A 26192-nucleotide genomic window follows, 5' to 3' on the forward strand; every position below is an offset into this window, starting at 1 on the left:
TTCTGAAGAAATGCGCTTTTTTATATTTTTACATTCAAATGCATAAGTTTTTCAGGATTAACCATCATATAAATATTTGAAATCTTCTCATCCTCAAATGCAAACGAAAGAACATATGTTACTTTATTATTTATTGTAACTATAACTCCTGGTATACCATTTACCATTTTGAAATCAACAGTGTACTCTTCTGTCAATCGTTGTGCAATCCCAAAGAACAAACGTATAATTCGATCTGCAGAATAAATTGGATTGATCGCAGTCGTAACTTTACCGCCACCATCAGCTTTGAGTATAGCATCTGTTTTTAATACTTCCAACATACCTTCCGTATCCCCACACTGTAATGATGCTACAAACTTTTCAACATAAGAAGCCATTTTCTCCGTGCTTAATTTTGATTGCTTCGGTTTCTCCAACATGCTTTTTCGTGCACGTTGAAAGATCTTCCTGCAGTTCACACTACTCTTATCAACAATTGAAGCTATTTCTTCGTATTCATAACTGAAAACCTCTCTTAATATGAAAACAATCCTTTCTACCTCAGATAGTTGTTGTAAAAGTAATAAATATGCGGTGGAAAGGGATTCTTTCATTATAAATGACTTTGATGGCTCATCACTCTCTTCTACAAGTGGCTCTGGTAACCACATCCCTACATACACGTTACGTTTATGCGCTGCCGATCGTAATTTATCAATTGAACGATTTGTCGCCATCTTACATAAATATGCTTTCATATTTTCTATAGATTGTGGATCTTCTATATTATTTAGCGAGATAAATACATCCTGAACGATATCCTCAGCATCCATAACACTCCCAAGGATTCTGTATGATAACGAAAATAATAATGGTTGATACGCTTCATATAACTGCTCCGTTTCCATGATGAACTGCCCCACTTTCATATTGCTTTAAAATGTGTAACGCTGCACGTTTCCCGCTTGCTACCGCAGCATCAGCTAATATTTCATCATGCCCTGCCCAATCTCCTGCAACATAAACACCTGGCATTTCAGGTATATTAGGACCCGGCTTTTCAACACGGTCAATATGAGGAAAATCATGTACTACTGTTATTTTCGGTAAATATTGCTGTGCAACAACTTCTCTTTTCCAATTTGAGTGTAACAACTCCATCGTACTTTCCAACTGTTCTTTATCTTCATGAATATGATTCATCTCTAGCACAGGATTATGGTACTTAATTAGACTCACTGCAATTGATCCGTCTTCACTTAATTTAGCTGCTCTCGATTGATTTGTGAAAAATATAGGTTGATCTAATCCTAATACAAATTGATGTGTAGGATTGGGTAATTGTCTCAAGCCAATATCTAATGCACCAACAGTAACCGGTACCGATTGTTCACTCCATTTATGCAAACTTGTTCCTTCTGCACCTTTTATTATTTTACAAGCCTCTTTCGGCGGAGTCGTCACGATGACTGTACCTACTTCAAAAACCTCATCATCAACACAATGTATTCTTTGTTTACCTTCGGAATGCTCAATTTCCACAACATGCTTTTTAGCCAAAAACTGCACCCCGATATCATTTGCTATAGCTCTTAATTTTGTTATTATCGTCTCCCAACCACCATCTACATAAAGCACTCCTTCTTTTATAGAAAGCTGTATTTGCTTTAGTACAGATGATGCTAATTGTATTGTAGGAGCAAACGTATATGTTGTTGTCCGGCATAGCGCATAAAATATATTGCGAACCATTGGATCTTTTATTTCATTTTCTGCCCATGTAGTTAGACTCATTTTCGGAACTTCTCCTACATCTAAATTTCCTAAACGAATCATAAGACGTGAGAATTGTACTTTTGCAGACCAAGAAAGTAGTGGTGTTGATAAAATTGAGCGAAAATCTGTTGGGATGGTGAATATATCCCCTTTCCATATTCCATGTGCTTTTGTAGATGGTATTCCACCTGGAAGATTCAAACCGAGCTCATTAAAAGTTATAAACGCTGCCCCGCCTCTATATAAAGCATGTGCACCAAGATTCATGCAGATTCCATTTTTATTTATAGCCATCCCTCGGCCACCGAATTGACTGGATTTTTCTAATACAATCACTTTCTTTCCAGCTTTCGCTAAATATATAGATGCTGTTAATCCAGCAAGCCCACCGCCAACAATTGCTACATCAAATTTCTTCATAATAAAATCCCTCCTTAATCGTTCTACATACAAGACGAACAATTAAGGAGGGATGTGACATAAAAATAAATTTTTATTACCCTACTATATTTCATTACTTTTTAATTCGGTCATATTGCATACGAAATAACTCAATTGCAAATGGAATATCCTCTTCACTCTTTAAATAATAACTGATCCATCCTGATTCAGGTAATACGTGATGTGGTTTTACCAAGCCTTGCTTCACTAATTCATCTCGCTTTAACTTCGGAAATGGTAAATCAACTAATTTATCACCATGAAGATGGCCAAGTTCTTTCTTGCCATAATTTATTTCAATACCACCAAATCGATGCGGTTTTTCAGAAACACCCGCCCAGCTGAGTACTTCATTTCTAATCATTTCACTAAATGACATGAACATTCACTCCTTATAAATGATTGATGTAATTTTAAATTAACATTTTCATTACTTTTTTCCATCAATCCAAAGTATGAATGGGAATACGAATATAGTTTGGTCTTAACACCTTATTCTTTATGGAATAAGTGAATTTATTAAGCTACCGATAACAGCACAAAACAAAGACTAGACACATATCCTGATTTTGCAACCTAACTTACCTATAGAAAGGCGGGTAATACAATTGACTGCCAACATCGACTATACCTCCCCCTCAACCAATTTTACTTATGATGTAAATAAAAGTAATTTTTTTCGGAAAGATGCCCAAAATTATATAAATGTACTTGGTATTAAACAATTAAATACTTTAGAAAATACTTCTTTATTAGATATTTATTTAAGTACAGGAAATGTTGTAGAACCACATATTCATCAAAATGCAGCTGAACTAGTTTATTGTATTTCAGGGTCTGCTGTTGTTTCTTTACTTAATCCATTTACGAATCAAATATTAAACTTACCGATAAAACCCGGGCAAGTTGCCAACATTCCACAAGCGTGGTGGCATTATGAAATTGCTACAGCAGATAATACTCATTTATTAGCTATTTTCAACGCTCCAACTCCAGAAGTTATTTTCGGTTCTGACATTTTAAGATTAACTCCAGCTCATATGATGGCCCATACTTACTGCCTCAATGAACAACAATGGAAACAAGCGGTTTCCCCTATTCAATCAACTACTGTAATTGGTCCTCCGGCAAACTGCAATCAAAACCGTGAAACGAAAAATTATCCAACCCAGCCCCTCGCTCAACAACAGAATCCGCATCACCAAGATTCTTATTACTTTCCTCTTTACTGGGGCTATTAATTTGTGAATTTTCAAAAGAATCATCATTTATCTCCTAGGAAAATACCAAGGAGATTTTTTTATTGTATCTTCTCTTCCTATTAAAAATAGTAACAATTGATAGTGTACATACATATAATATTTATATATTAAATTGGAGGTGATAGTACTATGAGTAATTATAACTATCGAAAAAACTACTCTTATAATAAAAATAGTAGCTCTTCAGCATCCTCTCAATCTTCCAATTCTCAATCTTCCAATTCCCAATCGCAAAGAGACTTAGCCGAGCAAGGCTATGTAAAGAAAAAAGGATGTAACTGCAATAAAAATAAATAGTTTATTTTATGGATGAATTCTTTTTTTAAAGAATTCATCTTTTTTTCTGATCGAAAATTTTTAAAGTTACATAACTTATTCCTTAAATGAGAAAGGGTAAATTATACTTTTTTATACGAACTTAACAAAGAGTAATTGTTCAATTGATTTATTACTTATTTTCCAAAAAAATATAGTCCTTCCTAAATTTATTAGGAAGGACTATATACAAACCCCTGTTTAATTTCCTACTAAATGTAACAAATTAAACGATATTAATACCTGCACTTACAAATCCAGCAACTGCAGCTATTGGACTTGCTGCTGTTAATGAAACATATAACAGTATTTTGTCCCCAGCCGCTACTGGAATAGCTTCAGGTATGATTCCTGATGCTGTAGAACCAATTGCTATTAAAGCAAATGCTGGTGTTAATAATAGAGGTGCGCCTTGTACTGTAAACGTATTGCTTGCTGCAGGTGCAGTTAATATTTGTATTTGCACTTGAACAGGTGATAATGGAGCTAATGCAGCTGTTGCACTAAAGAAACCTGCCAATGACGTAATAACACCATCGCGCGGTGCTACAAATGCATAATCACCTACACCTAATGCCAATGTGATACTTGTTCCACCCGTTAATGCTATACCAGGCTGACTAAATCCAAATCCAAGAAGAGTTCCTGTATTAGCTACTAACGCATTTACTAATGCTGCTGGTGTTGTACCTGAAGCAAACGGAATAATAGCTCCGCCACCAGTTGCACCAGTTGCTCCTGTTAAGCCTGTTGCACCAGTTAAACCTGTTGCCCCTGTTGGACCTGTTGCTCCTGTTGGACCTGTTGCTCCTGTTGCTCCTGTTGGGCCTGTTGCTCCTGTTAAACCTGTTGCTCCTGTTAAGCCTGTTGCTCCTGTTGGGCCTGTTGCTCCTGCTCCTGTTGGACCTGTTGCTCCTGTTAAGCCTGTTGCTCCTGTTAAACCTGTTGCTCCTGTTGCTCCTGTTGCTCCTGTTGCTCCTGTTACTCCTGCTCCTGTTGGACCTGTTGCACCAGTTGCTCCTGTTGCACCAGTTGCTCCTGTTGCTCCTGTTGCTCCGCCTCCTGGACCTGTTGGACCTGTTGGACCTGTTGGGCCGCCTCCTGGAGTAGCACCAATTAATTGAGTTAATAAGTTTAATAAAAGTTGTAAGCTTGCAGGGTCAATAATTAAAGAGAAGAAGAATGGTGCAAGAGCACTGTAGAATTGTTGTAATAAAGAAAGTAATTGACTTAGATCTGGGTTAGGAGATTGTAGTAAATTAATAATACTTTGAATTAATTGTTTTAAGAAATTCCCTTCTGGAGAAGGTGCTAATTCATTTAGTAAGTTCAATAGTTGAGTAAACAAATTGAGTAAAGCTAATCTGTTTGCATCACTTGGATTTGCAAAAAACGCTGCAATAGCCGCTATTAAAGAGTTTAGTAAAGTAATTAATCTACCTAATTGCTCACTAGTAATTGGAACTGTTTGTGGATTGTTACAGCAATCTGGAGTGAAAACAATCGGATTATTGCAGTGGTTATGACCGAAACAATTATTGTTTGTCATTTATGTCCTCCTTACTTGTTTTATATTTGAGTTTTTCCTATTATAAGGATCATAAAGTTGTAAAAATATGTTATATATTTACTTAAAATAGGAAACATGAAATATAATTAAACTTGAAAACGCTATTTAATTATGTTCATGACTCACATATTAATTATATGTTTTTAATAATTGACTGCTTAGATTAAATACCTAAACTTAAGAGTTTATTTTATTTTTCCACGTTTATCTCTTAGGTTTAAATACACATATTAATTTGAATATACTCAACAATTAACAGTGCCATTTTTTCATATAAATATACCTTATTTCTTTACTAAGATTGTGTTCTCTTTTTAAACATGAAGCCGTTTGTATTATAGAGAACTCTCATATACTATATTGAAAAATTCATTTTATATTTTATTCCAATACACTATGAAAAGGATTGAAGTTAAAATTCCTATCATTCAACCATTTATAACAGCTAGAAATTGAATGTACCCTCACTTAATTTTAACTATTCAAATATAAAACGAAAAGGACAGATTCCTTTTCATTAAGGAACTGTCCTTTTAATTAATAATGATAAATTGTAATATAATTGAAGATCCTTGCGATGGTGGTTGCGTATCCAATAAAGTTAATTTACCAGCACTCACTTCATATAATGGTTGTGGTTGCAGTATTCCGTTAACAAACAAATTAATATAAGAAACTTCACTAGGAGACAAAATATTCGTTGTACCATATTGAGGTATCCCGTCAGCATCTGTATATATAAGTTTCTCTCCATCTGCAAAAGTGTAATATAGCAAATTGGTTGTGGTTATAGGACCAATGCCCCCAGTAGGACCTGTTGCTCCGGTTGGGCCCGTTATTCCAGTCGGGCCTGTTACTCCAGTTGGACCTGTTGCTCCGGTCGGACCTGTTATTCCGGTCGGCCCCGTTGCTCCGGTTAGTCCTGTTATTCCAGTCGGGCCCGTTTCTCCAGTTGGACCTGTTGCTCCGGTCGGGCCTGTTGCTCCGGTTAGCCCGGTTGCTCCGGTTGGGCCCGTTATTCCAGTCGGGCCCGTTTCTCCAGTTGGACCTGTTGCTCCGGTCGGGCCTGTTGCTCCGGTCGGGCCTGTTGCTCCGGTCGGGCCCGTTATTCCGGTCGGGCCTGTTGCTCCGGTCGGGCCTGTTGCTCCGGTCGGGCCCGTTATTCCGGTTGGGCCTGTTGCTCCGGTTGGGCCCGTTTCTCCAGTTGGACCTGTTGCTCCGGTCGGGCCCGTTTCTCCGGTTGGGCCCGTTATTCCAATTGGTCCCGTTTCTCCGGTTAGCCCGGTTTCTCCGGTTGGGCCCGTTATTCCAGTCGGGCCCGTTTCTCCAGTTGGACCTGTTGCTCCGGTCGGGCCCGTTATTCCGGTTGGGCCTGTTGCTCCGGTTGGGCCCGTTTCTCCAGTTGGACCTGTTGCTCCGGTTGGGCCCGTTATTCCGGTTGGGCCTGTTGCTCCGGTTGGGCCCGTTTCTCCAGTTGGACCTGTTGCTCCGGTTGGGCCCGTTATTCCGGTTGGGCCTGTTGCTCCGGTTGGAATATAAATTGGTGGAAGAATCGGAAATGTAGGTCCAATATTTTCTGGGCCTATCATCCCCTTATTCAATGGTAAATTGTCATTGCGTTTCAATTTAATACCTCATTCCACATGTTTTTTAATTCATACACATCATTATGACCCTATTATTAAAGAATAACTTTATAACTATTCTCTTTTTTCTTCCCAAAGAATTATTACATATATTAAACATTTTACCGTTGCTATAACCGCTTTAATTAATATAATAAATTAATCATTCTATTTAAAAAGTACTAAATCTATTACATTCTTATTTAAAAAGATGAGGTGATTTATATTCAAGATAATAATGAAATTAGAAAAAAAGAAATAATGTCAATGGCCCTTGACATTATTTTCCCTTACAGGCTTACTGGACCTACTGGAAGTACTGGGCCTACCGGAAGTACTGGGCCTACCGGGAGTACTGGGCCTACCGGGAGTACTGGGCCTACCGGGAGTACTGGTTCAATCGTTACAACAAACTCTATGTTCGCTAATAATACATCAGGTGGCCCTGTTTCAGTCGTATTAGGAGGAACAAACATTCCACTTTCAAATAACCAAAGTCTCGGTAATTTTACAGTCAACGCTTCAAATGACATATTTACAATTCCTGTAACTGGAAGATATCATTTAACCTATCAAGTTAATACGACAACCGCTCTACTTGCTGGAACTAGACTACTATTAAACGCTTCTACGCCAATTTCTGGCTCTATTTTTTCTCCCGCTTTATCAACTTCAAATTATAGTAATAATTTAATTACTAATTTAAATGCTGGTAATACAATTTCACTACAATTATTTGGTATATTATCTGTCGTGAATTTAGTTGGAGGTGGATCAACAGGTGCCTCTCTTACAATTATACGAATTGATTAAAAATGATTCATTCTTTTTATAATAAACAACCTAAATACTCCATTGGTAAATATTACGAGAGTGATGACGTAATAAAAATAAATTGTACTATATCCATAGTAGAAAACATCTATACTAAATTTTCCGTATATATATTATCAATTTACACTTCCCCATGTCGATGTTACATTAAAGATGAAGATTGTTTCTTTTTTACAGACCATCTCAATATGTATTTGAGGAACATCTCCAATCCTATACGCGAGAGCAATACTATATTGACACTCTATTGAGTGTCTTTTTTTATATTCAAAAAATAAAACCATCTCTTATAGATGGTTTTAACAATACCTTTTACTCTTTATATTATTGCCAGCTTATAAAGCTGGATAATAAATAGTCATACTTAACCGCGTTAATGTTCTTCCTGAATTAGTATAAGTATGCGGTCTATCCGCCTTAAAGCGAATTGAGTCTCCATTATTTAACGTATATTGACAATCGTTTATGTCAATTGTCAATTTCCCTTCAAATACCGTTATAAACTCTTCTGTTCCTTCTTTATGCGCTTCTGAACTTAATTTCCCTTCTGTATCAATTTCAACCATATAGATTTCAAAATTCCTATTATCTTGGAAAGGAAATGAGGGATACACCTTATATCTCCCATTGTCTTCAGACAATACTTGAACATCATTTCGTAAAACTACTTTCGTATCAGGCTGTGGATTATTAATTAAAGAGGTAAATGATACTTTCAAACCATTAGCAATTTTCCATATTGTTGTTAGTGTCGGGCTTGAATCTCCTCTTTCTATCTGTCCAATCATTGTTTTACTTACACCTGTTAATTGAGAGACCTTTTCTAAACTTAATTTTTCTTTTTCACGTATTGATTTTAAATTTTTTGCCAGAATAAGTTGAATTTCTTCCATAAAAAACACTCCTACACTGTATACAATATAACGACCGTTATGTATAATAAAAAGCACACGTTATATTGTTCTTTTCGGTCATTATAACACACAAAAAATAGGGGGTTTTGAAATGCCTATATTTTCTTTTTTGTTATTTGTATTTATAAGTAGCTTCACACCTGGTCCCAACAATTTCTTAGCTATGACATACGCAAATCAACATGGATTAAAGAGAAGCATAAACTTTTGCTTTGGAGTAGCATTCGGTTTTTTCATCCTCACTTCTTTATGCAGTTTCTTTAATATTGTATTAATTAATATTATCCCTATAATTGAAATTCCTTTAAAAATTTTAGGTGTCGCGTATATGCTATATTTAGCCTTTAAAATAATTACTAGTAAAGGCCGTGCAGATCACAATGAAAAAAATAATAAAAACTTATTTACAGTGGGTATTTTCATTCAATTTGTTAATCCAAAAGGAATATTATTCGGACTCACAGTAGTCTCTACTTTTATACTCCCCTACTACAATTCATATTCAAGTTTTCTACTTCTCTCATTATTTCTAGGTATAGTCGGTTTACTGAGTACATTTAGTTGGAGTTTATTTGGTTCAATATTCCAAAAATTACTAGTAAAACATAACCAATTATTCAACATCATTATGGCTGTTTTATTAGTTTTCAGTGCCGTTTCAATCGTTATCCACTAGCTATTAACTCATTCTGGATGCTTTTTCATCCTCTTTTCTGTATACACCACATCATTATTATAATCATCTTAAAATGTTTTTATTAGTAATCTATTTCGTAGTTCTAATTTATGGATTGGGACTACGAAATAAACTAAATGTTTCTCACTATATAATATTAATTTTGTTGTGTGACGCTAGCTTAATAAATCTCTTCAATATTATTCGATTTACTATTATATGATTGTATGCAAAATGAAAACAATACGTCTACAACATAGGCATTTAAAAATCTTTTTATAATTATAGAGAAAAATACGGTATAATATAAATTACTGTTCTTTAGGAGGATCACAATGGCTGATAAGTATAAATTTTTTATTCTCATTGTTACCGCATTTTTTTCATTCTTTTCTTTAATAAAAGATTTTCGCAACACTTCAAAAAGTTTCTTTTGGGGTAGTTTTATCATTCTTACAAGCTTCATGATACTATTAATACATGCTCTAGATTTAACTCAAATACTTTTTTATCCAAAGCAAATTGCGCTTGAATTTATTACAATACCACGTAAATTATTTCTACCATCTGTCACTGAGGCCGCCAGTTTCCCTCCAACACTAAAATAATAATTTGATTAAGAGCTCTTTCTAAAAGAGCTCTCTTTTTTAACATAAACATACCATATACAAAATCCACCCTTAACCACTTAATTACTTATAAGAACCTAACTTATAAAACGCATAATAATTATACTTATTTACTAGTATACAAGCCGTATCTCTTAGTAGAAGCACAGCATAATATACGATACAGGACAAAACTTTCAAAAAACTTGTCTAAGTTAATTCTCAAAAAGGGGTGAATATAAATGCCTATCGTTAAACCTTTTATAGCCGGAAGACGATTTGTAAGTACGGCCGCAACAGGAACTGCTGCTGGTGCAGATTTAACTTTTGCTAACACAGACTTCACTGATGACACTGGTGCTGTAACAACATTCCCTGCTTCTTATGCCTTTTTAACACTTTATATTAATGGTGTTATTCAAACAGGTGATACTATTACTGGTGTGACTACTACAGCTGCTACTATTGTAGGAGGAGCAGTCCTAGATGGAGGCACTCCTATCGCAATTGAATTTACTATAACGTAAATTTAGTTGTCTTTTTAGAGGTTTCATTGAAAGAAACCTCTAATTTTAAAAATTCACATCAATTTTAGTAGCAACTACATAATACAGTGCACATACTAGATAGAATGATAGAATGATAGAATTTTATACTCACTCTCAAAAAGAGCACTTATCTATAGCGATCTTTTATATAGCGCAATAATTTTTCGCCTATTTGCTCTTGGAGAACCGACTAAGCAGTTAGTTAAATTAGCTAACTGCTTTTTCCATATAGTATTTATTATTATTCATAGCTTTATCCGTAATAGTAATGCTTGTGCACTATCTACTATAAATTTTCATATATTGTATTATGCTTGTCCAAAATGTGAAGTTAATACTCACGAAATCTAAATACAAGAAAGGAGTGAAAATATGCGCTCATCCATTCGTAAATTCGCTAATTTTAATTGTGAAGCACAAGCACCTAGTTCACTACCTGCCCTAGGTTTTGCCTTCAATGCTACTTCACCTCAATTTGCAACATTATTTACACCACTACTATTACCTAGTACAGGCCCAAATCCTAACATTACTGTCCCTGTAATTAATGATACAATTAGTACTGGAACTGGTATTAAAATTCAGGTAGCTGGTATTTATCAAATTAGCTATACATTAACGATTAGCCTTGATAACGTCCCATTAGCCCCGGAAGCAGCTCGCTTTTTCTTGACATTAAATTCATCGACTAATATTATTGCAGGATCCGGATCCGCAGTCCGTTCTAATATTATCGGAACTGGTGAAGTCGATGTATCAAGTGGGGTCATTCTAATTAACTTAAACCCTGGTGATTTAATTCAAATTGTCCCCGTTGAAGTAATAGGTACAGTAGATATTCGTTCTGCAGCGTTAACAGTTGTGCAAATTCGTTAATAAAGTGAAACTTTAATCAGCCCTCACCAATGGGCTTTTATGGGCAGTCCAGCCCCCACCTAACTTCTTTGCTTCCGCTAAATTTTAAGGTGGGGGTCTTACTGTCCGGCAAATAGCAGGATAAAAACAAAAGACTTAGCTAATTAATATTTATTGTTCCTTATACACAATATCTTTTTATAGATTTGACACACATTTATATTAAACAAGCATATTTTATTGTATGACTATATAGTCATACAAATCTAAAGCGTTCATAAAAGCACACTTATATGTGTGCTTTATTTTTAATTAAAACCTACAACATCCTCACACAATATCCATATATTATCTTGATTCCTCTCTAAATGTATGGTTTGTCTCAGAGCGCTTTTAACAGCGCTCTTTTTATTTAAACTCCGATTTTTAAAGTTCGATTTTATGATTTACGTTATTATACACATGCTACGCTACTTTTGAAACAAGGTATACATCCAAAGACTGTAAGTGAACACTTCAGTTATAAAGATATGTTCATAACATTAAATCGCTATTCACATGTTTTGCCTGGAATGCAGGTGGATGCTGTTAAAATATGTAGTGAAAGACCATTTGGATAGTAATATTTGCAAATATAAAAAATGCGGTTTCTCCTCTCAAGAGAAACCGCAACATATCAATGCTTTTACTATATTTTAAACTGACTCGTATACAAATCAAAATAAAACCCTCTATCTTCCATGAGAGATTCATGATTCCCTCTTTCTAAAATATTTCCATCTTTTATAACAAGAATTTGATCTGCTTTTTCAATTGTTTTAAGTCGATGAGCGATCACAAAACTTGTGCGACCCCTCATTAAATTATTTAGTCCTGCTTGTATTTGTAATTCTGTTCTTGTATCAATATTTGATGTCGCTTCATCGAGAATTAATATATCTGCATCTGCTAAAATTGCTCGTGCAATCGCTAGAAGTTGTTTTTGTCCTTGACTTAAATTCGATCCTTCTGAAGTAATTTCTGTTTCATATTGATTTGGCAAATGCTTAATAAAAGAATGTGCAGATGCTGCCTTAGCTGCAGTGATAACTTCTTCATCAGTAGCATCTAAGCGTCCATAACGGATATTATCCATAATCGAACCAGCAAATAAATACGTATCCTGTAAAACTACTCCTATTTTACTTCGTAAAGAATTAATATCATAATCTTTTATATCTTTTCCATCAATATGAATTTGTCCTTGCTGTATATCGTAAAAGCGAGTTAACAAATTAATGATTGTTGTTTTCCCTGATCCAGTCGGACCAACTAAAGCAATTGTCTCTCCTGGCTGCGCTTTAAGACTCACTTCTTTTAAAATCGTTTTATTTTCTGCGTAGCCAAATGAAACATTCTCAAGTGCAACATGCCCTTGTAAATTTTGTACAACGAATGCGTCTTTTTTATTTTGAATTTCTGGTACCTCATCCATAATTTCAAAAACACGTTCTCCACCAGCAACTGCCGCTTGAATTGTATTCATTAAAGTCGCAAATTGACTTAGCGGTCTTGAGAATTGACGAGAATAATTAATAAAAGCCGCAATAACTCCTACTGTTGTCATTCCGTTTAAGACCATAACTGATCCAGTCCCAATGACAAGGCCCATACCTAAATTATTAATAAAGTTCATACTTGGAAAAATAAAAGCTGAAAATGTATCAGCCTTCGTAGCTGAAACTCTTAGCTGTTCATTAATTTTATTGAAATTTTGTACAGTTTCTTTTTCTTTTCCGTACAACGCTGTAACATCCGCACCTGTAATTGCTTCCTCAATAAATCCATTTAATTCACCTAAATCTTTTTGACGCTTCGCAAAGTTTTTACCACTATATGCAACTAGTTTTTTTGTAACGTAAAACATAATAGGTACTGTAATTAAAGTTACAATTGCTAAAATCCAATTTAAGGCGAACATTGCAATCGTTACACCTATAAAAGTTAATGCTGATGAAATAATTTGTACAACGCTTTGTGTCAAGGCTTGATTCAAATTATCTATATCATTTGTCACACGGCTCATTAAATCACCTTGAGAACGCACATCAAAGAACCGTAAAGAAAGCGTTTGGATTTTCTCAAAAATATCTTGTCGTATTTTTTGAATTGTTTTTAATGCAACGTTAATCATGACAAACGTTTGTAACCATGTTAAAAGTACAGTTACACCATAAATCGCGATAAGTAACATACACATTCTTGCTGTACCACTTAAATCTTTCGGTACAATATATTGATCTATAATGACTCCCATAAAATAGGGACCTAATAATCCAAGTAATGTAGTAACAACGACTAGAAATATAACAAACATAAGAGCAGCTTTTTGATAGCCCATATAGTTCCATACCCGCATTACAGTTCCTTGAGCATTTTTAGCTTTTCCCATCTTTGGGGTGTTTCGTCCACCTTTATTAGCAAATTGCCCTTGAAAATTACGCATGTTCTTCCCCACCTTCTTTATCTAAATTACCACCTTGGGAAAGATAAATTTCCTGATAAACCTCACTTTGTTCTAACAATTGTTCATGTGTACCATTGCCAACTAATTCACCATTATCTAATACAAGTATTTTATCCGCATCCATTATGGAAGAAATTTTAGACGCAATTAATAAAGTTGTTGTGCCTTTATATTTTGTTTTTAAAGCTATTTGAATAGTAGCCTCTGATTTTGCATCAACTGCTGATGTAGAATCATCTAATATGAGAATCGGTGGCTTTCTCACAAGTGCCCTTGCAATTGATACACGTTGTTTTTGTCCACCTGATAGATTTGTCGCGCCTTGTGTTAAATTATATTGATAAGATTCTTCGAGCTTATTGATAAACTCAGTCGCACAAGCTGATGCAGCTGCTACTTCCAGCTCGTCATGTGTTGCATCTTCTTTACCATAACGTAAATTTTCTTCTATACTGCCTGAGAACAACAACGCCTTCTGAGGTACAAACCCTATTGAAGCACGGAGTTTTTGCAAATCATATTTTTTAACATCTATTCCATCTATACATATTTCACCATGATCCACATCATATAGACGTGGTAACAGTTTTGCTAAGGTAGATTTACCACTTCCAGTTGATCCAATAATCCCTACTTTTTCACCTTTTTGTATGTTAAACGAAATATCTTTTAAAACGTATTCATTATTTTTCGTATAGCTATAACTAACATTTTTAAATTCGATATTCCCCTCGATTTTCTCAGGTTCGATTGCATTCGCTTCGCTTATTATATCAACCTCGGTATTTAACACTTGCTTTACACGATCCGCAGATGGAAAAGCTCTCGCAATTTGAATAAATACCATGCTAATCGACATAAGTGACATTAAAATGATATTCAAGTAATTAATAAATGCCAAAATCGCTCCTACTTGAAGCGTTCCATTGAATACTTTTTCTCCACCAATCCATAATGTTGCGACAATCCCGCCACTTACAACTAGCATAATGATTGGCATCATTAAAGAAATAAGCTGCACAGCTCGAATATTTATCTTCGTTAAATTTGTATTTACACTTCCAAATTGAGCGATTTCATATTTTTGTCTTACATACGCTTTTATAACACGTACACCAGATAAATTTTCTTGTAACTTTGTATTCACTTTGTCCAATGCCTCTTGCACCTTTTTAAATGTACCACTTGCTTTACTTGCAATTAAAATAATCGCAAGTAATAAAATCGGAACAACTACAAGTAATATTGGAAATAACTCTCTTGCTGTTACAAAAACAATAATTATACTTCCGATAAATAACAGCGGACCACGAACGAGAACACGTAATGTCATCGTCATTGCTGATTGAATGGAAGTGATATCATTCGTCACGATCGTTAATAATTTACCTGTTCCAAATGAATCACGATTATTACTAGAAAATGTTTCTATTTTCGCAAACACATCTTTTCGTATGTCAGTAGCGAAATTAACAGCTGCTTTTGTAGAATACATCATACACCCAAGCCCTCCAACTAAACCGAGTGCTGCTGCTCCTATCATAAGAAGCCCCATTTTTATTACATAATTTAAATCCCGATTTGCAATCCCAACATCAATGATATGTTGCATAATAGTCGGTTGAATTAAGTCCATCGCAACCTCAAGTACCATAAATAGCGGTCCAATAATAGCGAAGAACATGTATGGTTTTAAATACTGTAATAACTTACGAAATGATTTCATACATAGTCTCCTTTTCCCATGAAATTACCACTGAATAATTCATATCCCTCCTTATTTAAGCGATATTTTTTGTAATTTCTTCATTACTTCTATTATATTATGTAAATTAATATTTAACATTATTAAATGATAAGTATTAATGACTTTCTGGTCAATACATATGCTTTATATTATGTAAATACAAAAACCGCATTCTTAATGAAAAGAATACGGTTTTTCATCTATAATTCTTCAATTGTAAAATGTAAAAACTCAGTCTCAAATCCCTTATTTTTAGAAGGACTACACGTGTAAAAACCTATTTTAATAGGCTCATTTCCTATATCCTCCATTAAATGAGCGATTCTTATTTGTTCCCATTGATGTCTCTTTTTCACATATATTGTATAATCACCGCGTTTTCGAATAATTCGAAAACGAAGTTGTTGCTTAGCTGCTTCAGTTGGATAATCTTGCGTTGACCAATCAGAATATCCATTATTCGTTACGACAGCACCTAAGTGAGATGGCCCTTCGGGGATATATTCTAAAGATGTTTTTAGCCAACAGTTCTCCGAAATCATAACAAAAAGACCTGCTTGATCGAATTTTGAATTTGGATTCATACGTAACTGAACTTCAGCTTGAAAGTCTGTCATCATCTCATTATAAAATACATGACCATTCATTACTTCAAAACCATAATGTGTTTTAAGCCAAAAATCAGTTTCTGCTTTCGAACGGACAATAAACGCATGATTATCATTAATTTTATAGTATTCAGGTACATTCATTATAGTGAGTTGCTCAATATGTTCTGGTATATACGATATATTCATAGCTCCTCCATAATAAAGCATTTATATAGACATTTAAAACTCCGCTAATACTGGGAATTTATAACCTTTAAAATCTAACTCTTTATCACTTCGAACCATTAAATACTTGCTAGACTGTACTTCTGTAAACTGTACTTCCTCAACCCCTAATTGATCCGGAGAAAAATAAAATTCGATTTCCGTAAACCTTTCATTGATTTCTCCACATAATTCATCTAAAACCGGAAGTACTGGCGCAAATACTCCAAATAATTTCAACTTTTCATTTTCTACTTCATAAACGATTAGAGCATCTAGTTTCTCTGAATAATACAATTTCTCATTCCATTCCGAATCATACATATTCAAATAAAATGAAGGATGGAAGTTTAAAGTTGAAAAACTATTTGAAAGTCTTTGGCTACTATCAATAGTTTCATGTATTAACTGTCTATTCTCTATATTATAGTAATCTAACTTTTAAGTAGTGAATCGTTATTATTAATATTTTTATCATATGGTATAGTCATCAAATATTCCTGCACAACTTTAAATCCAAATGCTGTATATAGTTCAGGGTTTTCCGTAAACAATAATGCACATTCACATTTCTTATCGATTTCTTCTATCATTTTACCCATTAATTGTGTCATTAACCCTTGTCTACGAAAATTAGGGTGTGTCATTACTGATTGAATACCCGCTGCATTTATTTTTTCACCATTAATTAATAATGGGAGTGAAAATGCCGCAACATTTGCAATCACTTTATCTTCTTGTAAAAATGATAAAGCTTTATATGTATCATCCCAATATCCTTTATCCGAAAAATCATTCAATGTTTGAGTTGTAATTCCAAACACTTCTTCAAATAAAGGAAATAACTGCTCTCTTTTCGGTTCTTCTATTAGAAGACTTGCCAATTTTTCAACATTCCCCATGTTGTACCTCCAAATGTTAAATTCCATTAAATTAGATATACTTATATGACCTACTCTTAAAAATAGAGGTCTTACCAATCAATATACTATCACAAAACATAAAAAAGTCTAATTAATTTTATGTTTTGACTATTTGAAAATAAGTCGAATAAAACGATATTAAGATTTTTGGATATTAATTAGTTTATTATACAAAAATAGCGCTTTCTAATTAGCTTTTACTAATAGAAATACACTATTTATAATAAAATATTTTTAGTCTTTTATTCCTTCAAGTCTTTCCTTCGTATTAATTTCTTCTCCACTTATACGCTTTTCAAAAGACTTTCTCCAACTACATGAAAGTGCATTTACTTCTAATATCCTTTTTACCCCTTCAATATTTTGTTTTTCCTTATGCATGATACGATTAGCAAACGCTACTGAAACACCTTTTGGATCAGACTGTAGTTTTTTTAAGGTATCGACTGATGATACCCATCCTTCTTTTAATACACGAAAATAAAATCCTGTATATCCTGTTTCTTGAAAATATAGTGGTAACTTTGGAATATTATATTTTTTTGCTAATTTAAAACAAGGTTGCCTTGGTTGTGTTACCTGTACGATTGCCTGTCCTAGCTCAAACGTATCACCAATACAAACATCCTCTTCGCGCATACCACTAACTGTTATATTTTCTCCGAAAGCCCCATATACAAAATCTTGATTCAATTCTTTTTCCCAATATGGATAGTGATCACCAGTATAAACACAAACTGCTTTATCTACTCCTCCATGATGAACTAAGTCAGCTTGTCCATCCCCATTAAATTTTACAAAGGATAAATATACCGGTTCCTTTACTTGTTTCTTATTTATGCCTGTATGAATTACTTTTCCGCCGTATGTAACCTCTTTTGGTAATCCTATATTTAAAGATAATAATTGATATTCATTAGCCATTCTATTTCCTCCTTTAAAGGTGTTACATGTATTTTCTCTCGATTAATTTTTACAAACCTCTCTGTTATATAAAGATGATTATAAAACCTCTAAAATCATTGTTCAATTCAATTATTTATATAATAATGATAGGTATAACCTATTATTATACTTGAGGTGATTCCAATCGAATTACGACAACTTGAATACTTTTTAGCTGTTTCAAAAGAATTACATTTCACAAAAGCAGCTGAGAAATTAAATATTTCACAGCCTTCACTAAGTCAACAAATACGTGCATTAGAGCATGAAGTAGGAATGCCACTTTTCGATCGAATTGGTAAAAAAATATCTTTAACTGAAGCAGGGAAGGTTTTATTATCACATAGTAAAACCATTTTTCATGAAGTCGAACAAGCTCGTTCAGCTATTCAAGACCTAAACGGATTACAGCAAGGTTCCTTAACAATAGGGGCTTTGTTAACCGTCGTAAATTATTTACTACCACCAGCTATTTTAAATTTTAATAATTTATATCCTAATATAGAGCTTTCTGTATTAGGGCTTCGTACAGGAGATATTCGTGAAAAATTATTACAAAACGAACTAGATATTGGAATTACATTTCTCCCGGTGCAAGATAAAGAGATTATCTCCATCCCTCTATACAAAAGCGATCTTACATTAGTCGTGCCCACTGGTCATCGATTAGCTGAACGTAATCATGTATCTATTGCTGAATTACAGAACTATCCTTTAATTCTTTTACCTAAAAATTTCTTTTTAACCGAACTAATTACATCTCATTGTCAAAAATTCAACTTTAAACCAAGACCAATTTTAGAAATTAGCACGATGGAATCTTTAATCCAAATGGTTTCCAAAGGAATGGGAATTACAGTGTTACCCAAACCATATATAGACTTTTTACAAAATAATAACATTCAAGCTATTAAAATAGAAAAGCCTACTCCAACAATTGAAATAGGGCTAATTTATAGAAAAGATAAATATATGTGTGCTGCAACTCGAGAATTTATTGAGCAACTAAAAAGCACAGTACGTTCTTTCCAAAACTAAACAAAAGAGATTATCCTATGAAACCGTTTCACAACGATCTAGTAGAATAATCTCTTTTCAAAACAAAGTAAACATTATATTTAACTCCTATAAACTTTAATGTACCCTTTTAGATATTGGAATATATTTAGTAAAATATGCACCAACTAGCAATAATACAATTGAAAATAACCAAGTAAAAGCACCGCCAAAATGAAACCAATATGCAAACATATTTAAGATTGCAAGTGAAAAGAAGCAAATAGAAGTTAACGCACTTTTCAATCCTTTTATCCCAGATTTTTTTCTCTTTTGATAAGCAATATACATCGCAATAATAAGAAAAAAGATAAGAACAAATGGTAACATAACTTTCAGCATTGGTAATCCCTCCAGTATAAATGCACTCTTTACATCACCATCTTATCCCATTTATCTTTTAGGTATCAATTCATTCTTATCTTCCTTCCAAAAGTCAGTATAAGTTTTATTTTTAAAGTTCACGTTCACCTCAGAAAACGGCATACTTCCTCCAACTTTCAATGAATACCAGTCGTTTAAAAGTGGTGATCCGAAACAAATCTTCATTGTACGATCATGTAAATCGAATAATACAGAATGTAAAGTTCCAAACCATTCTTCATAGTTATGCACAGTAAGTCCAGCAGGATATTCTTCTTCTACTAACTTTTTTAAAGACTCTATGCTTACTTGTTCACATCTATTTAAATGCTCATGTAAAAGGTAATATCTCTTTGTTGATTGTTCTAATTTCCTATTATTTAATTTCTGAATTGATGAACTAACTGCATGGTTTGTTGATACAATAAAAGCTTGTTTTTCATCATCAATCGTTATTGTGGATTTATGACCGTCCAATATTTCAATATATGCTGCATTTAAAGGATCAGCTATTATTAAATTAATATTACTAGCAATTGGGATTTCTTCTATTAGTAACTTAGCTTCCTGCACATTTTTACATTTCTCCAACAACAATCGAATTACCGCAAAACATTGTAAACCACTCACCATTGGCTTTCTTAAACCTGCAATATTTCCTACTGGTTGACCACATGCTGAAAATGTAACAGCTAATCCATGCTCGTTTATCCCTTCCGTTCGGCCAAAATATTGAGTAGAAAAGCCACTATGTGCATACGCACCTTCAACATGAGTTGAACAAAAACGCATATCATCTATTACTGGTGACAAATCATAATTCCTTAATACATATGTGTGCTCTAAATCGGTCTTTTTAGGTAATACTGCACAATGACTACAACCTGCTTTCAATAGTGTTTGATAGTAATACATCATATTTTTTGAAGGAATTTTTAACACTTCACAAAACCCCTCAATTTCTTCATTTATGCCTGGACAATGTTTGTTTATTATATTTCTCGATTCTGTCCAATGGTTATTAGATATTACATTTTCTTCGTGTATAAATTGCGGGATGAGATACGGATTTTGTTTCACGAATTCCCCTTGTTGCTTTCCAATCTCATAATAACTTCCTTTTAATGATGAAAAATACCCCTTTACTTGATACATCAAACTCCCCCTCACATTGGATATATCCATATCGTACCAAATGGATTTCATTCATCCTTGATGTTTTTTACTATCTTTCTTTAACACCATCCCATTTTAATATCTCCACTAATAATTATTTACTAGACAATTAAAGTTTTGTTAATATTGCTGTAATAGCTTTATTTCAAAATAAAGTAGTTTGGATATCAAATGAGCAAAATACTTTGTTAAACCCACTTATAAGCAATCATCTAATTCATGAAACTAAGACACTTATTTATCAAAACAAAAGGAGAATTTATGTATGATTAATTGCAAACCAATTGATGAATTAACTATTGAAGACCTAAAACAAAACCCCATATGGGAATGGGCAATAGATGAAGAGGAAAATGAAGAACATGACGAAACATGGGTGAAACCAGCAACAACTACTAATTTTACAGAGGAGTTAAACGGTTCAATCGTACTAGGCGAACTATTCTTACATAATGGTGAAAAATTCCCTATGATGTGTGAAATTGATATTGAAGGTAACGAGGCAGTAATCCGTTCTGTTGTTTATTATAACGAAACAGAAAATGAGTATATTGCTATAGAAGATATTGTGAAAACGGTCGAAATATAGAAAACCATTATGAAATAAAAACTGGGAAATCATTAACGATTTCCCAGTTTTTTTAAACTATATTAAAGTATCCCCTTTTCCACTAAAGTCTCTGCGATTTGAACTGAATTCCAAGCCGCACCTTTTAATAGGTTATCGGAAACAATCCAGAGGTGGAATCCGTTTGGCGTATCAGGATCTTTACGTATTCTTCCGACAAATGTATCTATTTTCCCTTCTGCATATAATGGCATTGGATACAGCTGTTCACTAGGGTTATCCTGCAAAATAACACCTGGTGCACCCATTAATACTTCCTTAATTTCCGCAACGGTTGCTTCTTTTTCCAGTTCTATATAAACCGATTCTGAATGCCCTGATACAACTGGAACACGTACACAAGTAGCTGCCATTTTCAGGTTTTCATCTTCTAATATTTTCTTCGTTTCTTGAATCATTTTTACTTCTTCAAAAGTAAAATCATTGTCTGTAAATATATCTACTTGAGGCAGTACATTAAACGCTATTGGGTAATGTTTTTTATCTTTTTTCGCCGGTAATATATTACTTTTCACTTCTTCACCAGCAAGCATAGACTTAGCCTGCTCTCGTAATTCATGAATCGCATGAATGCCAGAACCCGATACAGCTTGATATGTTGAAACTATAATTCTTTCTAAACCGAATGATTTTCGAATCGGCTGAAGTGCTGTTACCATCTGTAATGCTGAACAATTTGGAACTGCAATGATACCTTTATGCTGTTTTAAAGTGTGCGCATTCACTTCCGGAACAACGAGCGGTACATCTTGCGCCATTCGGTACTCACTTGTGTTATCAATTACAATCGCACCACTAGAAACTGCATGAGTTACAAATTGTCTAGATACTTCTCCCCCAGCGCTAAAAAAGGCAATATCTACACCTTCAAAACTAGTTGTTTTTGCCTCTTGTATAATTATCTCTCGTCCTTTGAATCTTACTTTCTTACCAGCGGATCGTTTTGACGAAAGCAATGTAACTTCAACTATATTAAACTTCATTTCATTCTCTAACAGTTCAATAATTTTTTGCCCTACCGCACCTGTAGCCCCAACAACAGCTACATGATAGCCCTTTTTGATCATCTTTTCTCCTCCAATATCACCTGAATGAATATTTCTACAATTTCATTTTATACAGAATTTAATCATTTGGAAAATTAAAATACATGATATAATCATTCACAAATCATGATAATAAAAGAGGGATCGCTTATGGAAATGAGACATGTTAAAACATTTTGCGCCATTGTGAAGTATGGTAATTTTTCTAAAGCTGCGCACGCGCTAGGTTATGCGCAATCTACTGTTACAGCACATATGAAAGCTTTAGAGAACGATTTACATATTCCTCTTTTCGATCGGTTAGGGAAAAAAGTGCTACTTACAAAAGCCGGTCATCAATTTCATCCTTATGCATTAGAATTACTTTCAATATATGAAAAAGCGCAAGAAATCCCCCAAAATACAGATTATTTAGAAGGTACATTAAGTATTACATCTAATGAATCATTAGCGGTATACCGATTACCACAATTATTACGTACTTACAAACAGAAAAATCCGAAAGTAAATATCGTACTTGAAACGAACACAAATGAACAAGCATTACAAAAATTACGTGAAGGAGAAACAGACGTTGTCTTCATAATTGGAGAAAGTATAGAACATAATGATTTTATTACGCGTACTTTTAGTAATGAAACATTTGGATGGATTTTACCAGCTTATTCCGCTGCACATACAAATCCATTCCAGTTATTACAGGAAACCCAGTTCATTTTTACAGAACAAAGCTGCGGCTATAGGACAATGGTAGATCGTTTTTTACGTCAAAGCGGAAATATTCCAGCTAAAACATTTGAAACTTCCAATGTTGAAGTCATTAAACAATCCGTCATGTGTGAGTTAGGCATTTCAATTCTTCCTTATATCGTTGTACAAGAAAGTTGTCAAAAAGAACAACTATGTTTTCAGCCTATCGAAACTCCATCCGTTATTCAAAGTCATGTAATCTATCATAAATCCAGATGGATTTCCCCGGTGTTACAGTCGTTTCTTTCCTTACTTGAACGAGATTAAGATATTAAGAAGTACATTTAAAAAGAGTAATTGCCTAATAAGCAATTACTCTCTTACATTAATTAGTATATTATTTATTAGTCTGTCCGCCACCTGCAATTAATTTACTACCTGAATATGTACCTTTGTTCATAAACAATTGATTAATTAATTCTTTTTGCTCAGCTTCCGACATTACTCCTTTTCCTTCTCCTAAATTCCCACTTTGTAATTTCCAAATCTTATTGTGATCCCCATCAACCTTTTCATATTTCCCTTGTTTCCATCGTTCTAAAATTTCTACATATGTACTTCCCTGCACAAGATCATTACTCTTTACAATATCAATTAAGCTTTCAATCCGCTCTTGTGTAATAAAAATATAGCCCCACTTTTGATCAGCTTTCGCTTTTTGATGTGCCATTTCATGTAATGCTGTCTGTATGTTCTCATCTGTCCATTTAAAATTTTTATTAAAACCACTATTTGGCAATGAATAATTGCCATTTTCTAAAAGCTTTGCATCTTCTGCTTTTACGTTACTATCAGCTAATACTTCTACTGCTGGAGCAGCTGGTGATGCCTTTTTCGCAGCTGGTTTACTATTATTTAAATAATGCAGCATACCATATGTTAAACCTACTCCGATTACCGCCATACCAGCTATAACACCTATTATTTTCAAAAATGTTTTCATTTCGCTTGTTTCCTCCCAAATATCTCTGTTCTGACTACCTAATTATTTCTTATATAAAAACTGTTACTTCATTCAAAATATCGCATCCCCTATCATATTATTTATATATACTTCCTCATATTGTATTTCTTTTTCTTTAAAATTGAAAGATTATTCTGTTAAATAATGAAAATATTCTACAAATTTTTCCTTTATATTTATAAAGAAACAAAAAAACAACGAGCGCGTTCTACAACACTCGTTGTTTTTACTTTATGCACGATTTTCTTTTAACCACTTCGTAATCGCATCTAACCTCGAAACATCAAAACGTCTTTCTTCACACACATTCAAATTTTTTGAGTTTCTCACTATTTCTAATTCATTATTTCTTACACTTTTCGCCTCAATTAATTTACAATACCCATCTGTAACAGTATTTAAATTTTCATAATAACGCTGAAACGATTTTGATATATGTAAATGTTTTTCAAAGTTTCTTCTTCTTTTCGTCTCATCAGATACTTTCCGCTTTCTAAGTTCTTCATCGTTCGTATATAAATAAAAATATTGATCCGGAAAACCAATTTCCTATTTATCATCTTTTCTTTATAAAATTTTCTATTAAAGATAATGGCTGATTAAATATATCAAAATGAAAGCACCAATTATAACTAAGTGGTTGATATATATCCCCATCGAGTATTACTAATTCATATTGCTCTGACTTCTGAACAGCTATATTCCAGCGCTCAACTTGTTTTTCAAAATACCATGTTCTATGTTCATTTTTTGGCCTTTCAAATAAAGAATTCACTTCAGGTATTATATAAGCACCATAATTCTTTTCTAATTCACGGCACGTGGTACTTTTACCAACAGCGCTTGCTCCCTCAAATGCTATTATCCCCATAGTTTCCCCCTCTTTCATTAACTAAAATTTCGTTGTTTCGCTTTTCTTCCCCATAACTTTCTCCATAAAACAATTGAAGCGATAGTGAGCATGATTGTTGTAATGATACTACCTTCAATTCCGAACGAGCCTCCATGAAGGAATTCCGATCCAGTTGTTACAGGTTTAAAAAGTGGTGTAGAATACATTGTCATTCCACTAACCGCAAAACCAAATACGTTATATTGTGCCCAATTCCAAATGGAATGCCATGCGCATATCCCCCAAAGACTACTATCTTTCAAAACGTAAAAAGCTGCAAACACACCAACTAATATTATATTCGATATTGAAAGAATTGTAATACCTGGATTTAGTAAATGAAGAAAACCAAATAAAAATGAAGTTACAACAATACCGATCCATATACGGCTTCTAACAGAAAGAACTGGAAATAACCAACCCCGAACAACAATTTCTTCTGTTGCACCTTGTATTAAAAAAGCAACTAAAGATCCCACAATTCCAAGTATAGCGATTGGTGTAATGTGTTGCATTTGTAGTTGTACATTTCCAGTTAATAAAAGTAGCATGACTGGTATTGAAATGAAAACAAATCCTATTAATGTACCTCTCAAATATTTTCTTATCCATTGATTTCTCCAAAAACCAATGGATGAAAATGATCTTTTCTCTACAAATCTAATCCATAAAAACACAAAAAATATTGCGCCGCCAAACATTAATATCATCTCAATGTCGCTATAAATCGCCTTCATAAAAGTTGTTTCTGCTTTCGGTAAAATCAGCATAAACAACATAAATAATTCACCTAAAGTTAAAAATATAATCGCGAGTATGACAGCAAAAACAGGATGAACTTTTCTTCTTCCTTCTTTTGCTGCTTCAATTATTTTAAATTGTTTATTTTGCAATATTTTATCCTCCTAATTATGGTACTCATCAGCAATATTAAAATAATATTTAGCCTTTTATTTAAACTTATTTTTTCATATA

23 protein-coding genes and 3 pseudogenes are annotated in these 26192 nt (G+C 33.7%); 9 read left to right on the plus strand and 17 right to left on the minus strand.

Translation table 11 applies throughout. The features are described from left to right. Positions 1-20: 20 nt before the first annotated feature. From IQ781_RS03660 to IQ781_RS03670, 3 genes are all read right to left on the minus strand, one after another. Positions 21-890 carry a sigma-70 family RNA polymerase sigma factor gene (locus IQ781_RS03660; RefSeq protein ID WP_000447162.1) on the minus strand — a complete coding sequence of 290 codons (870 nt, stop codon included), beginning with the start codon at positions 888-890 and terminating at the stop codon, positions 21-23. After that, a complete protein-coding gene (locus IQ781_RS03665) occupies positions 868-2178 on the minus strand; it encodes a phytoene desaturase family protein (protein ID WP_139846818.1) in 1311 nt (436 codons plus the stop codon). Before IQ781_RS03665 ends, IQ781_RS03660 begins: the two co-directional genes overlap by 23 nt. A gap of 94 nt (positions 2179-2272) precedes the next feature. Next, positions 2273-2578 carry a luciferase domain-containing protein gene (locus IQ781_RS03670; RefSeq protein ID WP_063219921.1) on the minus strand — a complete coding sequence of 102 codons (306 nt, stop codon included), beginning with the start codon at positions 2576-2578 and terminating at the stop codon, positions 2273-2275. A gap of 229 nt (positions 2579-2807) precedes the next feature. Between IQ781_RS03670 and IQ781_RS03675 the strand changes: the two genes are divergently transcribed. Next, a complete protein-coding gene (locus IQ781_RS03675) occupies positions 2808-3440 on the plus strand; it encodes a cupin domain-containing protein (RefSeq protein WP_061457194.1) in 633 nt (210 codons plus the stop codon). 562 nt (positions 3441-4002) lie between these two features. Here IQ781_RS03675 and IQ781_RS03680 read toward each other — a convergent pair. Both IQ781_RS03680 and IQ781_RS03685 read right to left on the minus strand, forming a co-directional pair. Then, entirely contained in the window at positions 4003-5325 is a 1323-nt protein-coding gene (locus IQ781_RS03680) for an exosporium glycoprotein BclB-related protein (RefSeq protein WP_242808224.1), read from the minus strand. 554 nt (positions 5326-5879) lie between these two features. Then, positions 5880-6971 (minus strand): DUF4183 domain-containing protein, encoded by a 1092-nt coding sequence (locus tag IQ781_RS03685; RefSeq protein WP_055387534.1) that lies wholly within the window; start codon positions 6969-6971, stop codon positions 5880-5882. A 216-nt stretch (positions 6972-7187) separates the two neighbouring features. On the opposite strand from IQ781_RS03685, the gene IQ781_RS03690 reads away from it, so the two are divergent. After that, complete coding sequence (locus IQ781_RS03690) at positions 7188-7784, plus strand: BclA C-terminal domain-containing protein (RefSeq protein ID WP_004405221.1); 597 nt, start codon at positions 7188-7190, stop codon at positions 7782-7784. A 356-nt stretch (positions 7785-8140) separates the two neighbouring features. On the opposite strand, the gene IQ781_RS03695 is transcribed toward IQ781_RS03690, so the two are convergent. Then, a complete protein-coding gene (locus tag IQ781_RS03695) occupies positions 8141-8755 on the minus strand; it encodes a helix-turn-helix domain-containing protein (protein ID WP_113732221.1) in 615 nt (204 codons plus the stop codon). A gap of 55 nt (positions 8756-8810) precedes the next feature. On the opposite strand from IQ781_RS03695, the gene IQ781_RS03700 reads away from it, so the two are divergent. The 4 genes from IQ781_RS03700 to exsF all read left to right on the plus strand — a co-directional run bounded on the left by IQ781_RS03700 (position 8811) and on the right by exsF (position 11427). Beyond that, on the plus strand, positions 8811-9395 hold the full coding sequence (locus IQ781_RS03700; protein WP_063220079.1) for a LysE family transporter: 585 nt from the start codon (positions 8811-8813) through the stop codon (positions 9393-9395). 335 nt (positions 9396-9730) lie between these two features. After that, on the plus strand, positions 9731-10003 hold the full coding sequence (locus tag IQ781_RS03705; RefSeq protein ID WP_000774114.1) for a hypothetical protein: 273 nt from the start codon (positions 9731-9733) through the stop codon (positions 10001-10003). Between the two features lie 242 nt (positions 10004-10245). After that, positions 10246-10530: a DUF4183 domain-containing protein gene (locus IQ781_RS03710; protein ID WP_001123247.1), complete on the plus strand. Its 285-nt coding sequence runs from the start codon at positions 10246-10248 to the stop codon at positions 10528-10530. Between the two features lie 393 nt (positions 10531-10923). Next, positions 10924-11427: an exosporium protein ExsF gene (exsF, locus tag IQ781_RS03715; RefSeq protein WP_001257871.1), complete on the plus strand. Its 504-nt coding sequence runs from the start codon at positions 10924-10926 to the stop codon at positions 11425-11427. A gap of 667 nt (positions 11428-12094) precedes the next feature. Here exsF and IQ781_RS03720 read toward each other — a convergent pair. The 5 genes and pseudogenes from IQ781_RS03720 to IQ781_RS03740 all read right to left on the minus strand — a co-directional run bounded on the left by IQ781_RS03720 (position 12095) and on the right by IQ781_RS03740 (position 18321). Beyond that, the gene (locus IQ781_RS03720; RefSeq protein WP_139847284.1) at positions 12095-13891 is read right to left on the minus strand and encodes an ABC transporter ATP-binding protein; all 1797 of its coding nucleotides are present in this window, start codon (positions 13889-13891) and stop codon (positions 12095-12097) included. Continuing rightward, positions 13884-15638, minus strand: a complete 1755-nt coding sequence (locus tag IQ781_RS03725) for an ABC transporter ATP-binding protein (RefSeq protein WP_139847283.1) — start codon at positions 15636-15638, stop codon at positions 13884-13886. The genes IQ781_RS03720 and IQ781_RS03725 overlap by 8 nt, the downstream gene beginning before the upstream one ends. Positions 15639-15859: 221 nt before the next feature. After that, positions 15860-16456: a DUF1349 domain-containing protein gene (locus IQ781_RS03730; RefSeq protein WP_001027672.1), complete on the minus strand. Its 597-nt coding sequence runs from the start codon at positions 16454-16456 to the stop codon at positions 15860-15862. Between the two features lie 33 nt (positions 16457-16489). Beyond that, positions 16490-17376, minus strand: a pseudogene (locus IQ781_RS03735) (GNAT family N-acetyltransferase). Positions 17377-17631: 255 nt separating this feature from the next. Then, entirely contained in the window at positions 17632-18321 is a 690-nt protein-coding gene (locus tag IQ781_RS03740) for an MOSC domain-containing protein (RefSeq protein ID WP_001262990.1), read from the minus strand. 156 nt (positions 18322-18477) lie between these two features. On the opposite strand from IQ781_RS03740, the gene IQ781_RS03745 reads away from it, so the two are divergent. Then, positions 18478-19380, plus strand: coding sequence for a LysR family transcriptional regulator (locus IQ781_RS03745; protein WP_000612247.1), 903 nt, complete (start codon positions 18478-18480; stop codon positions 19378-19380). Between the two features lie 96 nt (positions 19381-19476). On the opposite strand, the gene IQ781_RS03750 is transcribed toward IQ781_RS03745, so the two are convergent. Beyond that, on the minus strand, positions 19477-19740 hold the full coding sequence (locus tag IQ781_RS03750; protein ID WP_000921854.1) for a hypothetical protein: 264 nt from the start codon (positions 19738-19740) through the stop codon (positions 19477-19479). Positions 19741-19791: 51 nt separating this feature from the next. After that, entirely contained in the window at positions 19792-20916 is a 1125-nt protein-coding gene (locus tag IQ781_RS03755) for a C45 family autoproteolytic acyltransferase/hydrolase (protein WP_139847282.1), read from the minus strand. Positions 20917-21202: 286 nt separating this feature from the next. Between IQ781_RS03755 and IQ781_RS03760 the strand changes: the two are divergent. Beyond that, a pseudogene (locus IQ781_RS03760) lies at positions 21203-21523 on the plus strand (hypothetical protein); the annotation flags it as partial. 65 nt (positions 21524-21588) lie between these two features. Here IQ781_RS03760 and IQ781_RS03765 read toward each other — a convergent pair. Beyond that, a complete protein-coding gene (locus IQ781_RS03765) occupies positions 21589-22632 on the minus strand; it encodes an aspartate-semialdehyde dehydrogenase (RefSeq protein WP_065211767.1) in 1044 nt (347 codons plus the stop codon). A gap of 129 nt (positions 22633-22761) precedes the next feature. Between IQ781_RS03765 and IQ781_RS03770 the strand changes: the two genes are divergently transcribed. After that, on the plus strand, positions 22762-23628 hold the full coding sequence (locus tag IQ781_RS03770; protein WP_000425898.1) for a LysR family transcriptional regulator: 867 nt from the start codon (positions 22762-22764) through the stop codon (positions 23626-23628). Positions 23629-23698: 70 nt separating this feature from the next. On the opposite strand, the gene IQ781_RS03775 is transcribed toward IQ781_RS03770, so the two are convergent. From IQ781_RS03775 to IQ781_RS03785, 3 genes and pseudogenes are all read right to left on the minus strand, one after another. After that, positions 23699-24304, minus strand: coding sequence for a PRK06770 family protein (locus tag IQ781_RS03775; protein WP_000846980.1), 606 nt, complete (start codon positions 24302-24304; stop codon positions 23699-23701). Between the two features lie 252 nt (positions 24305-24556). Next, positions 24557-25196, minus strand: a pseudogene (locus tag IQ781_RS03780) (DEAD/DEAH box helicase family protein). Between the two features lie 17 nt (positions 25197-25213). Next, the gene (locus IQ781_RS03785; RefSeq protein WP_139847280.1) at positions 25214-26110 is read right to left on the minus strand and encodes a CPBP family intramembrane glutamic endopeptidase; all 897 of its coding nucleotides are present in this window, start codon (positions 26108-26110) and stop codon (positions 25214-25216) included. Positions 26111-26192 lie beyond the last annotated feature (82 nt).

Origin of the sequence: Bacillus sp. N447-1 (assembly GCF_022701035.1) — a bacterium.
GTDB lineage: Bacteria > Bacillota > Bacilli > Bacillales > Bacillaceae_G > Bacillus_A > Bacillus_A cereus.

Bases quoted from the DNA above. Each gene is read 5' to 3' on its own strand.
- IQ781_RS03720 (WP_139847284.1), bottom strand. From the start codon at position 13,891: ATGCGTAATTTTCAAGGGCAATTTGCTAATAAAGGTGGACGAAACACC.
- IQ781_RS03660 (WP_000447162.1), bottom strand. From the start codon at position 890: ATGGAAACGGAGCAGTTATATGAAGCGTATCAACCATTATTATTTTCG.
- IQ781_RS03775 (WP_000846980.1), bottom strand. From the start codon at position 24,304: ATGAAAACATTTTTGAAAATAATAGGTGTTATAGCTGGTATGGCGGTA.
- IQ781_RS03730 (WP_001027672.1), bottom strand. From the start codon at position 16,456: ATGAATATATCGTATATACCAGAACATATTGAGCAACTCACTATAATG.
- IQ781_RS03665 (WP_139846818.1), bottom strand. From the start codon at position 2,178: ATGAAGAAATTTGATGTAGCAATTGTTGGCGGTGGGCTTGCTGGATTA.
- IQ781_RS03765 (WP_065211767.1), bottom strand. From the start codon at position 22,632: ATGATCAAAAAGGGCTATCATGTAGCTGTTGTTGGGGCTACAGGTGCG.
- IQ781_RS03770 (WP_000425898.1), top strand. From the start codon at position 22,762: ATGGAAATGAGACATGTTAAAACATTTTGCGCCATTGTGAAGTATGGT.
- IQ781_RS03700 (WP_063220079.1), top strand. From the start codon at position 8,811: ATGCCTATATTTTCTTTTTTGTTATTTGTATTTATAAGTAGCTTCACA.
- IQ781_RS03705 (WP_000774114.1), top strand. From the start codon at position 9,731: ATGGCTGATAAGTATAAATTTTTTATTCTCATTGTTACCGCATTTTTT.
- IQ781_RS03710 (WP_001123247.1), top strand. From the start codon at position 10,246: ATGCCTATCGTTAAACCTTTTATAGCCGGAAGACGATTTGTAAGTACG.
- IQ781_RS03755 (WP_139847282.1), bottom strand. From the start codon at position 20,916: ATGTATCAAGTAAAGGGGTATTTTTCATCATTAAAAGGAAGTTATTAT.
- IQ781_RS03725 (WP_139847283.1), bottom strand. From the start codon at position 15,638: ATGAAATCATTTCGTAAGTTATTACAGTATTTAAAACCATACATGTTC.
- IQ781_RS03680 (WP_242808224.1), bottom strand. From the start codon at position 5,325: ATGACAAACAATAATTGTTTCGGTCATAACCACTGCAATAATCCGATT.
- IQ781_RS03670 (WP_063219921.1), bottom strand. From the start codon at position 2,578: ATGTCATTTAGTGAAATGATTAGAAATGAAGTACTCAGCTGGGCGGGT.
- IQ781_RS03740 (WP_001262990.1), bottom strand. From the start codon at position 18,321: ATGGCTAATGAATATCAATTATTATCTTTAAATATAGGATTACCAAAA.
- IQ781_RS03750 (WP_000921854.1), bottom strand. From the start codon at position 19,740: ATGCTGAAAGTTATGTTACCATTTGTTCTTATCTTTTTTCTTATTATT.
- exsF (WP_001257871.1), top strand. From the start codon at position 10,924: ATGCGCTCATCCATTCGTAAATTCGCTAATTTTAATTGTGAAGCACAA.